We start from the raw sequence: 10057 nt of genomic DNA on the forward strand, positions 1-10057 counted from the left end.
ATACCGCACATTCGGTAAAGCGTGTGAGGGGCCCCGGAAAGCATGTTTTCAAGTCCGCCCTGAAAGCGCCTAAAAAGCACTGTATCTTCAAATCGAAGCTGTTAGGGTGTTTCGATGAAGGTTCCGGCAGAGGCCAGCGACGAGAGCGAACAGGGCACCAAGCGCTTCCGTGCGAAGCGTGACGCGATCCTCGCCGCGGCGGCAGAAGCGATCAACGAACAGAGTGCCAAGGGCATGACGTTCGCGGACGTGGCGCGGCGCGTCGGGCTCAACACGACGAGCGTTACCTATTATTTCAAGCGCAAGGAAGACCTCGCGGCGGCGGCGTTCGAGAACACGCTCGAATCGCTGATCGCGATGCTCGACATCGCGATGGAAGAGGCCACTCCCGAGGACCGCGTGCGGCGCTATCTCGCGCTCAACATGGATCGGCTCGCCCGCATCCAGCGCGGCGAGGAGAAGGCGTTCGCGGTCCTCTCCGACCTGCGCGCCACCGAGGATCCGATGCGCAGCCGCTTGATGGGCGGGTGGCGCGAGGTATTCCGCCGAACGCGCCTGTTGTGGGGCCCGACCAACTCGCGCGCGCAGACCGATCTCAACGGCGCCCGCGCGCACGTCCTGCTCGAGAACACGTTCTGGCTGCCGGTCTGGCTGACGCGGTACGAACCCGATCAATATGGTCGCGTCGAGGAGCGGCTGATGGACGTGTTCGCGCACGGCATCGCCGGGAAGGGCGCGACCTGGTCCCCCACCCTGCTCGATCTCAGCCACGACGAGGCGGAGCCCGGGCGCGAGGCGTTCCTGCTGGCTGCGACGCGCCTGATCAACGAGCTCGGCTATCGCGGCGCGTCGGTGCAGAAGATCGCCTCCGAGCTGAACGTTACCAAGGGCAGTTTCTACCACCATCTCGATGCGAAGGACGACCTCGTCATCGCCTGCTATCGCCGCAGCTTCGACACGATCGCCGATGCGCAGAGCCGTGGCGAGGCCGAGGGCGGGAGCTATTGGCACAAATTGTCGAGCACCGTCGCGACGTTGCTCGACGTGCAGTTCGCCGAGCGGGGCCCGCTGCTCCGCACCACCGCGCTGAGCGGTTTGCCGGTCGGCGTGCGCAACGCGATGGTCGATCGCTCGAACGGCATCGCGCGACGCTATGCGGGCATGATGATGGACGGCATCGGCGAAGGCTCAATCCGCGCGGTCGATGCGCTGATCGCCGCACAGGCGTTGATGGCGGTGCAGAATGCCGCATTCGACATGCGCAAATGGGCGTCGACCATGCCGCGCGAGCGTGCCGTCGCGATGTACGCGTCGACGCTGATGTACGGCCTGTTCGACGACCGGATGGCCAAGGCCTGACCGCAGATCGGGTGCGACTGCATCCGTAACGGGTTGCTTACCATTCGTTAAACCGCGCGGCGCGATTCAGCCCCTCTCTGGAGGGTTTATGCACACGATCACCACCGATCTCGCATCCGGCATCATCGAGGTCGACGCGTCGGGATTCTGGACCATCGAGCACGTCGAGGGTTTCCTGGTCGATCTCGAGCGCGAGGCACGGCGCGTGCTGGCGACCGGCAAGCGCCACATGCTGCTGTGCAATTTCTCCAAGTCCGCGATCCAGCCGCAGGAGGTGATCGTGATGCTCCAGCGGACCGCGCTAACGTTGACGCTGAAGTCGCGGAAGGTCGCGCTGTACACCAACGGCAAGCTCGCCCGTTTGCAGGTGAAACGGATCGCATCGGTGCGCGACGACATGGCGGTGTTCGACGATCGGGAGTCCGCGATGGCTTGGATGCTGGAGGACTCGTCAGCCCACCCACGCTCAACGCATCCATGACTTGCCCCACGCCCGTCATCCTGACGAAAGTCAGGATCCAGAGTTACGAATGCCGTCCCTTGTGATCCTGGGTCCTGACTTTCGTCAGGATGACGGACGAGGAAAGTTACCTGGCGACATCCTCTGCCCGCTTCAGCAGAACCCCCGCGCGCCAATAGTGGAACAGCGCCCAAGGCGTCATCAGCACGATGATGATCAGCGCATACCGCAGCGAGTCCTCGCCAAACCCAGGCTTCAGCAGGTCGCTAAGCCAGCCGACCATCGTTGGTCCGAGCCCCAGCCCGACCAGATTGATGACAAGCAGCGTGATCGCCGCCCACATCGCACGGATCTGCAACGGCGCGAGATGCTGGATCAGCGCGAAACTCGGCCCGAGATACGAGTTCGCGAAAATCAGCGACACGAAATAGCTGCCGATCGCGATCACCGGCGCGTCGATCAGATAGAAGGCGAGCGCGAACGGGAGCGACAGGCCCTTCATCACCAGCACCACCCACGCCTGGACATGCAGCCCGTGACGTTTGGCGAGCACGTCCGCGATCTTGCCGCCTGCCAGCGCCGAGATCGCGCCGAACAGCGCCCCCGGCAGCGCGATATAGCGCGAGATGTCGAGCATCGAGATGCCGAGCGACCGCTGGATATAGCTCGGCCCCCAGCCCGTCAGTGCGTAGCCGATCATCGACGTCAGCGTGACACCGACCACCAGATGCCGCGCCGGTGCGCTTGCCCACATTGACGCGAAGCCTTGCGCGACGCTCGGCATCGGCGTCGCCACCGCGCGGGCAGCGTCGGACAGTCCGCGACGCGGCTCGACCATGAACAGGCGGACGAGGATGGCGAGCGCGATTCCCGGCAGGCCGACGGTCATCATCGCGATCCGCCAGCCGTACGAGTGCGCGACGACGCCACCGATCAGCGTGCCGAAGCCTGCGCCGAGCACCACGCCGAGCGAATACACCGCCATCGCGCTCGCGCGTTTCTCGGGGGGATAGAGATCGGCGATGATCGAATGGCTGGGCGGACTAGACCCCGCCTCGCCGATGCCGACGCCGATCCGGAAGAGCATCAGCTGCGTGAAATTCTGCGCGAGCCCGCACAATGCGGTCATCGCGCTCCAGATCGTCAGGCTGGCGGCGATGATGTTCCGGCGGCTGGTCCGATCCGCGAGTCGCGCAACCGGAATGCCGAGCGTCGCGTAGAAGATCGCGAACACGAGGCCCGACAGCAATCCGAGCTGCGTATCGGTCAGTAGCAGGTCCGCCTTGATCCGCTCGAGCAGGATCGCGAGGATCTGGCGGTCCATATAACTGAAGAAATAGGTGAAGGTGAGCAGCGCGAGCGTCAGGCCCCGTCGCTTCATTGCCAAGGCATCGGCGATCTCGGGATGGGACTGATACGCTGCGGCCATCGGCAATACCTCGAAGTCGAAACAGACCTTACGCTAGGGCAATCGAGACGTACCAGACAAGCTAAAGCTGCACGCCGGGCACATCTGCGACGAGCCGAGGGCATGCCGTCGCAAGGCGGAATTATCGCGCCGGAGCATAGCGTTGCGCGTTTCGGGGTGTGGCGGGTGGCTCGCGGGAAGGACGGCGGAAGATGCGTCCTCGTTCGGGTCGCTCTTCCGCCTTATCCCCTCTCCAACGTCGTGTCCGGGCTCGTCTCGCATCGTCGATGGAGCGGAGCGTCCGGGCAATCTGAATACCGGGTATGCGGCCCCCTCGCATAGATTCGCGGCTTTGCAAAGCGACTTTTGCCGATCCTGGCAGTCTTGGTAAAATCGGACAGCTGGATGTGCTGCTGCCGTTCACGCTTGCGAGCTTGGTCGGGCGGTGGCGCGGGCGTGCCACGCCTTCAGGTGCGCCAGATCGTCGGGCACTGCGATGCCGACGAACTTCGCGAAGTCGATCGTCGTCAGCAGAACGATGTCGGCGATCGTGTAACGCTCCCCGTCGAGCCAGTCGCGACCCGCGAGCGCATGATCGAACTCCGTCATCGCCGCGAGTACACGGGGGCGCTGGCTTTCGCCGAACTCGGTATATTGCGGCTGGACGATCCGCGCGGTCCAAGGATGCGTGTGCAGCCAGACCATCGACAGTGGAGTCATCAGCCGCAATTCGATCCGCCGCGTCCACATGTCGATCTCGGCGATGTTATGCGCGCCGTGGCCAAACAGCGGCGGATCGGGGTGGAGCATCTCGAAATAGCGGCAGATCGCGACGCTTTCGGTCAGCACGCGCCCATCGTCGAACGCCAGCGCGGGGGTCTGACCCAGCGCGTTGACCGACAGGAACGCCTCCGCCTTGTGCTCGGCCTTTGGGATCGAAATCTGCGCCATGGGTACGCGGATATGCTTTTCGGCGAGGAAGATGCGGACGCGGCGCGGGTTGGGCGCGGGCAGCGCGCTATCGTAGAACAGCATCGGCGTCTCCTCGATATCAGTTTTCGAATATACCGTATGGCATTGCCGGGCGCGTTCGCCTAGCGATGCGCGAATGACGACTGCCGCAGACATGCTCGCCACGGGCTTTGCCACCCTGCCCGATCTGATCCGTGCGCACGCACTCGAACGGGGGGATCGTACCGCCGTCGCCGGCGCACAGGGCAGCATCGACTATCGGACGCTGGACGCGATGATGGACCGGGTCGCGGCGGCGTTGCAGCGCGACGGCGTGAAATCGGGTCAGGCGGTCGCGATCGTCGCTGCGGCGTCGACCGACTATGCGGCGGCTTTCCTTGGTGCGGTACGCGCAGGGTGTGCCGCAACGCCGATCGCGCCATCCGCTACGCCGGCGGCGATCGCGGCGATGACTGCGGATAGTGGCGCGCCGATCGTGTTCTTCGATGCGGCAAATGCGCGGGCGTTGGAAGGGCAATCTCTTACGGCCAACGTGGTATTGTTCCCCCGCGAAGGCGGGCGTCCAGTCTGGGCCCCCGCCTTCGCGGGGGAACAAGCTTTTCTAGCTTTCGAGGACTGGCTCGCTCCTCTCGACGCGAAACCAACCCCGGTCGAAATAGCGCCCGATGACCCGTTCAATATCATCTACTCGTCCGGCACGACCGGCACGCCGAAGGGCATCGTCCAGAGCCACGCGATGCGCTGGGCTCACATTTCGCGCAACACCGCCGCGGGGTTCGACACCGCGGTGACGATGATCGCCACGCCGCTCTATTCGAACACCACGCTGGTCAGCTTCCTGCCGACGCTCGGCTGGGGCGGTACCATCGTGCTGATGGGCAAGTTCGACGCGCGCGCCTATCTCGAACTCGCGCAGCGCTATCATGCGACGCATACGATGCTGGTCCCGGTCCAGTATCAGCGGATCATGGCGCTGCCCGATTTCGACGTCTTCGACCTGTCGGCATTCCGCTTCAAGACCAGCACCAGCGCGCCGTTCTCCGCGACGCTGAAGGCCGACGTCGTCGCACGCTGGCCGGGTTTGCTCGTCGAATTCTACGGCATGACCGAGGGCGGCGCGAGTTGCGCGCTGAACGCCACCGCCAACCCGACCAAGCTCCACACCGTCGGCCAGCCGATGCCGGGGCACGAGATCCGCCTGATCGACGACGACGGCAACGAGGTCGCGCCCGGCGAGATGGGCGAGGTCGTTGGCCGCAGCCCGGCGATGATGAACGGCTATCACGGCCGCACCGAAGCCACGCGCGATGCGGAATGGTATGACGCCGATGGCAACCGCTACATCCGCCACGGCGACGTCGGACGGTTCGACGAGGACGGTTTCCTCACGCTGATGGACCGCAAGAAGGACCTGATCATCTCGGGCGGGTTCAACATCTATCCGTCTGATCTGGAAGCGGTGCTCGCGCAGCATCCCGCGGTGGCGGACTGCGCGGTGATCGGCGTGCCTTCTGAGGCGTGGGGCGAGACGCCGGTGGGGTTCTATGTGCCGCACGATGGAGCGACCGAAGATGCGCCTTCGATCCTGGCGTGGGCGAACGCGCAGCTCGGCAAGACGCAGCGCTTGTCGGCCCTGCACGTCGCGGACGAACTACCTCGCAGTGCGATCGGCAAGGTCCTGAAGCGCGAACTCCGCGACCGGCTCGCCTCAACAGTCCCGTCATCCTGACGAAAGTCAGGACCCAGGACCACAAGTGCCCCGATCCTTGGCTCTGGGTCCTGACTTTCGTCAGGATGACGACGGAGGCCAAATCGGAGTTCGACACGCGCAATCACCCGCAGATGAGAGAGCTAAACCCATGACCACTCTCAAACAGGCGATCGACGCCTTGGAGCTGACCGAGGGCGGCTGGCGCGGCACGGTGCCGGAGAACTGGGCGCAGGGGCGCACGGCATATGGTGGCTTCTCGGCGGCATTGGCACTCCATGTCGCGCAGCAGTCCGACGTCGCCCTGCCGCCGCTGCGGTCTGCGCAGGTGTCGTTCATCGGGCCATTATCGGGCGAGATCGTGATCCGGGCGAGCCGGCTGCGGCGCGGACGCAACGCGGCGTTCGTCCAGGCCGACGTCGAGAGCGCGGCCGGGCTCGGGCTCCGTGCGACGTTCGTGTTCATGGCGGCGGTCGAATCGCGTGTCGATCACCAGAGCGGTCGAGCGCCGGACTTCCCGATGCCAGAGCCGGACGCGCAGACGTTCCGCGGCCACAGCGCGGTCGCGTTTTCGCGCAACTTCGACCTGCTCGATCGCCGCGACGATGGCGTCGGGCCCGCCGATTGGCTCCGCTGGGCACGGCTGGTCGAGCGCGAGGGGCTCGATCCGATGGTCGAACTGGTCGCGATCGCGGACTGCCTGCCGCCTGCCGCGCTGAAGCTGCTCGGCGGCACTGCCCCGCTCAGTTCGATGACGTGGCTGCTCAACATCCTCGGGCCGCAGCCGGTGACGCGCGACGGCTGGTGGCTGCTCCGCGCGACTACCGACTACACGCGGAAGGGGAGTTCGAGCCAGCAGATGGCGATCTGGAACGCCGCTGGAACCCCGGTCGCGGAACAGATGCAGAGCGTCGCGATCTTCGCCTGAACTTCGCGTGTTCGACATATCTTGCGACACTTTGGCGGCGCGGCGGCAAAAGCCTGAGACAACCACGGTTTAGACCGGCGTTATTCGATGGGAATTCGTCCCACTCCGCCGGAGACCGACATGCGCAAGACCGTCCTCACCCTGATGCTCGCCGCCAGCGCGATCACGTCCGCCACCAGCGCGCAGACCGCCCCCGCCCCTACGCCGCGTCCGCCGATGCATCAGGATGCCAACCGCGACGGTGTCGCCACGCGTGCTGAAGCGATCGCACAGGCCGATGCGCGGTTCGCGCAGATGGATACCGATCATGACGGCCGAGTGACCGCCGGCGAGATGCGCGCCTATCGGACCGCGATGCACGACCGAATGATCGCCAGCGGTCGCGACGTGCCGGTGCCGCCGCCGGGTGGCGCCAAGCATGACGGGATGGGTCGCCGGATGGATCCGAACGGCGACGGGAGCGTGACCCGCGAAGAGTTCGAGGCGCGCGCGCTCAAGCGGTTCGACCGGATGGACGCCAATCACGACGGCATGATCGACGCGACCGAGCGCGCCCATGCCGCCGAGATGCGCCACGTCGATCGTCGCGAACGCCGCGAAGGCGTCACCCCGCCCGCGCCAACCGCACCAGCGCCCGCTCCTGCTCGATAATTCGGAAAGGTGGGAGGCACCACGTCCCGGTGCTTCCCCTGGACAGCCGCCATGCTAGACACTGCCCCGATGGGAGATATGCCGCATCTGCTGCTCGTCGACGACGAGCGCTCGATCCGCGAGCCACTGGCCGCGTACCTCACCAAACAGGGGTTTCGCGTCACGCAGGCGGGAGATGCGGAGAGCGCGCGGACGCGGCTGACGGCGTATGCGATCGATCTCGTCATCCTCGACATCATGATGCCGGGCGAGGACGGGCTGTCGCTGTGCCGCCACATCGCCGCGACCAGCGACGTGCCGGTGATCCTGCTGACCGCGCGCACCGAGGAGACCGACCGGATCATCGGGCTCGAGATGGGCGCCGACGATTACGTCGTGAAGCCGTTCTCGCCGCGCGAACTGGCGACGCGCGTGAAGGTCATCCTGCGGCGTGCGACCGCAGGCGGTGCGCGCCAGCATGCGCCCGAGGCGAACGCCTATGCCTTTGCCGGCTGGGTGCTGAAGTCGGGCGAGCGTGCGCTGGTCGACCGCGAGGGGGTGTCGGTGCCGCTGTCGACCGGCGAGTATAATCTGCTGCTCGCGCTGGTCACGCGGCCGCGCCAGGTGCTCACGCGCGACCAGTTGCTCGACCTGACTCAGGGGCGCGAGGCCGCGGCGTTCGATCGCGCGGTCGACAATCAGGTCAGCCGGTTGCGGCGCAAGATCGAGACCGATGCCAAGACGCCCGAGTTGATCAAGACCGTCTGGGGCGGCGGCTATACGCTGGCCGCCGAAGTGACCCGCCTGTGATTACCCGCCTGTGATTACCCGCCTGTGATTACCCGCCTGTGATTACCCGCCTGTGATCGCCCGCCCGTGATCCTACGCTCATGACCCGGCCCTGGCCGCGGAATCTGGCCGGGCAGATGGCGTTGCTGATCGCGCTCGCGCTGTTCGTGGCGCAGGCGATCAACTTCGGCCTGATCCTGCGCGATCGGATCGAGTTTCGCCTTTCGCAGGCGACCCGCCCGGTCGCGACCCGGATCGCCGATGCGCTCGACCGCGAGGCGCATGGCGGGCGTCCCCTGACCGCGGATCGCGGCCGCGTCCGCCGTCTTCCCGTCGATCCGATCAGACGGACCGGAAACGCCGGAAACGAGAGCCATCCCGAGGTCGCCGCCGAACTTCGCCGCCAGCTCGCGGATCAGGGCGTGACGGTCGGGCGGATCGATACCGGGCTGCAGCCCTCGACGCTCGACGACGACAGCGACCGCGACAATCGCCGTCGCGCGGGGATCCGCCGCGGCGAGCGCGATGGCGACACGCTGTTGATCGCGGTCGAACAGCCCGGCCGCGGCTGGCTGACGATCACCGCGCCGTGGCCGCAACCCGGCGCGCGCCTGCTGTTCGCGTTGCTGAGCCAGACCGCGATCCTCTACATCATCGTCCTGCTGCCGGTGCTGTGGATCGTCCGCCGGCTGTCGCGACCGTTGCGCGACCTGCGCGTTGCGGCGGAGCGGTTCCGGCCCGGCGAACCCGGCGCGCCGATGCCGGCGGAAGGGCCCGACGACGTCGCCGCGCTGATCACCGCGTTCAACGCGCTCAGGCTGCGCGTCACGGGCATGCTCGACGAGAAGGACCGGATGCTCGGTGCGATCGGCCATGACCTGCGCACGCCGCTGGCGGCTCTGCGGGTGCGGATCGAGTCCGTCGAGGACGATACCGATCGCGCGAAGATGATCGACACAGTGGCGGAAATGAACCGGACGCTCGACGACATCCTGTCGCTCGCGCGGTTGGGGCGGCCGAGCGAGCCGCCGACCGATGTCGATCTGGCCGCGCTGGTCGACGCGGTGGTCGAGGATTTTCGCGACATCGGCAGCGATGTGAGCTTCGTCGAGGCGGACCGGTTGCGGATGCGGTTGCGGCCGTCGCTGATGCGGCGCGCGGTACGGAATCTCATCGAGAACGCGGTGAAGTATGGCGTCTCGGCGGAGGTGCGCGTTGAGGCTGGCGCGAAGACGGTGGCGATCGTCGTGGCCGATCAGGGGCCGGGGATCCCGGAAGACCGGATGGGTGACGTGTTCGACGCGTTCACGCGGCTCGAGAGTTCGCGCAACCGGGAGACGGGAGGGATTGGCCTGGGTCTGGCGCTGGCCCGCGCGATCGTGCGCGAGGCCGGCGGAGAAATCCGACTGGTGAACCGTGCCCCGTCAGATCAGGCTGGCGGCGGCCTCGACGCGATCATCGAACTGCCCCGCTAACTTCTTCTGCTCCCTCTCCCCTCCGGGGAGAGGGTCGGGGTGAGGGGCAGCCAAACAGTGGTCCGCCTGGAACAGGGCCCCCCCCCCCCCCCCCACCCCCCCGGGGGGGGGGGGGGGGGGGGGGTGGAAACCCCCACCGCGGGGGGGGGGGGGGGGGGGGGGTGGTGGGGGCGACCCCGAGCGTAACGTTTGCGGCTGGCCCCCTCCACCAGCTGCGCTGGTCCCCCTCCCCGCGTGCGGGGAGGAATAGAAGAGAGAAGACAGGGCCGAAAACGATAGCGTGCTCGCTGCTGCGAAGACCTGGAAGGGCGAGAAGATGGCGATCGCC

At 66.5% G+C, this 10057-nt stretch carries 9 protein-coding genes; 7 read left to right on the forward strand and 2 right to left on the reverse strand.

The window, feature by feature from the left end; all coding sequences use genetic code 11:
- Positions 1-114: 114 nt before the first annotated feature.
- Both U1763_RS05240 and U1763_RS05245 read left to right on the forward strand, forming a co-directional pair.
- Positions 115-1359: a TetR/AcrR family transcriptional regulator gene (locus tag U1763_RS05240; protein WP_332754373.1), complete on the forward strand. Its 1245-nt coding sequence runs from the start codon at positions 115-117 to the stop codon at positions 1357-1359.
- An 88-nt stretch (positions 1360-1447) separates the two neighbouring features.
- Positions 1448-1840: a hypothetical protein gene (locus U1763_RS05245; RefSeq protein WP_332754374.1), complete on the forward strand. Its 393-nt coding sequence runs from the start codon at positions 1448-1450 to the stop codon at positions 1838-1840.
- A gap of 106 nt (positions 1841-1946) precedes the next feature.
- On the opposite strand, the gene U1763_RS05250 is transcribed toward U1763_RS05245, so the two are convergent.
- Together U1763_RS05250 and U1763_RS05255 are read right to left on the reverse strand one after the other, a co-directional pair.
- Positions 1947-3248, reverse strand: coding sequence for a spinster family MFS transporter (locus tag U1763_RS05250; protein ID WP_332754375.1), 1302 nt, complete (start codon positions 3246-3248; stop codon positions 1947-1949).
- Between the two features lie 399 nt (positions 3249-3647).
- The gene (locus U1763_RS05255) at positions 3648-4262 is read right to left on the reverse strand and encodes a glutathione S-transferase family protein (protein ID WP_332754376.1); all 615 of its coding nucleotides are present in this window, start codon (positions 4260-4262) and stop codon (positions 3648-3650) included.
- A gap of 73 nt (positions 4263-4335) precedes the next feature.
- Between U1763_RS05255 and U1763_RS05260 the strand changes: the two genes are divergently transcribed.
- The 5 genes from U1763_RS05260 to U1763_RS05280 all read left to right on the forward strand — a co-directional run bounded on the left by U1763_RS05260 (position 4336) and on the right by U1763_RS05280 (position 9729).
- Positions 4336-5928 (forward strand): class I adenylate-forming enzyme family protein, encoded by a 1593-nt coding sequence (locus tag U1763_RS05260; RefSeq protein WP_332754377.1) that lies wholly within the window; start codon positions 4336-4338, stop codon positions 5926-5928.
- Positions 5929-6058: 130 nt separating this feature from the next.
- Positions 6059-6835: a thioesterase family protein gene (locus U1763_RS05265; protein WP_332754378.1), complete on the forward strand. Its 777-nt coding sequence runs from the start codon at positions 6059-6061 to the stop codon at positions 6833-6835.
- Between the two features lie 120 nt (positions 6836-6955).
- Positions 6956-7486 (forward strand): EF-hand domain-containing protein, encoded by a 531-nt coding sequence (locus U1763_RS05270; protein ID WP_332754379.1) that lies wholly within the window; start codon positions 6956-6958, stop codon positions 7484-7486.
- Positions 7487-7555: 69 nt separating this feature from the next.
- Complete coding sequence (locus U1763_RS05275; protein WP_056051122.1) at positions 7556-8275, forward strand: response regulator; 720 nt, start codon at positions 7556-7558, stop codon at positions 8273-8275.
- 80 nt (positions 8276-8355) lie between these two features.
- Entirely contained in the window at positions 8356-9729 is a 1374-nt protein-coding gene (locus tag U1763_RS05280; protein ID WP_332754380.1) for a sensor histidine kinase, read from the forward strand.
- The last annotated feature ends 328 nt before the right edge of the window (positions 9730-10057 follow it).

The sequence above is a fragment of the Sphingomonas sorbitolis genome, assembly GCF_036663875.1.
GTDB lineage: Bacteria > Pseudomonadota > Alphaproteobacteria > Sphingomonadales > Sphingomonadaceae > Sphingomonas.

Bases quoted from the DNA above. Each gene is read 5' to 3' on its own strand.
- U1763_RS05240 (WP_332754373.1), top strand. From the start codon at position 115: ATGAAGGTTCCGGCAGAGGCCAGCGACGAGAGCGAACAGGGCACCAAG.
- U1763_RS05255 (WP_332754376.1), bottom strand. From the start codon at position 4,262: ATGCTGTTCTACGATAGCGCGCTGCCCGCGCCCAACCCGCGCCGCGTC.
- U1763_RS05245 (WP_332754374.1), top strand. From the start codon at position 1,448: ATGCACACGATCACCACCGATCTCGCATCCGGCATCATCGAGGTCGAC.
- U1763_RS05265 (WP_332754378.1), top strand. From the start codon at position 6,059: ATGACCACTCTCAAACAGGCGATCGACGCCTTGGAGCTGACCGAGGGC.
- U1763_RS05280 (WP_332754380.1), top strand. From the start codon at position 8,356: ATGACCCGGCCCTGGCCGCGGAATCTGGCCGGGCAGATGGCGTTGCTG.
- U1763_RS05250 (WP_332754375.1), bottom strand. From the start codon at position 3,248: ATGGCCGCAGCGTATCAGTCCCATCCCGAGATCGCCGATGCCTTGGCA.
- U1763_RS05275 (WP_056051122.1), top strand. From the start codon at position 7,556: ATGGGAGATATGCCGCATCTGCTGCTCGTCGACGACGAGCGCTCGATC.
- U1763_RS05260 (WP_332754377.1), top strand. From the start codon at position 4,336: ATGACGACTGCCGCAGACATGCTCGCCACGGGCTTTGCCACCCTGCCC.
- U1763_RS05270 (WP_332754379.1), top strand. From the start codon at position 6,956: ATGCGCAAGACCGTCCTCACCCTGATGCTCGCCGCCAGCGCGATCACG.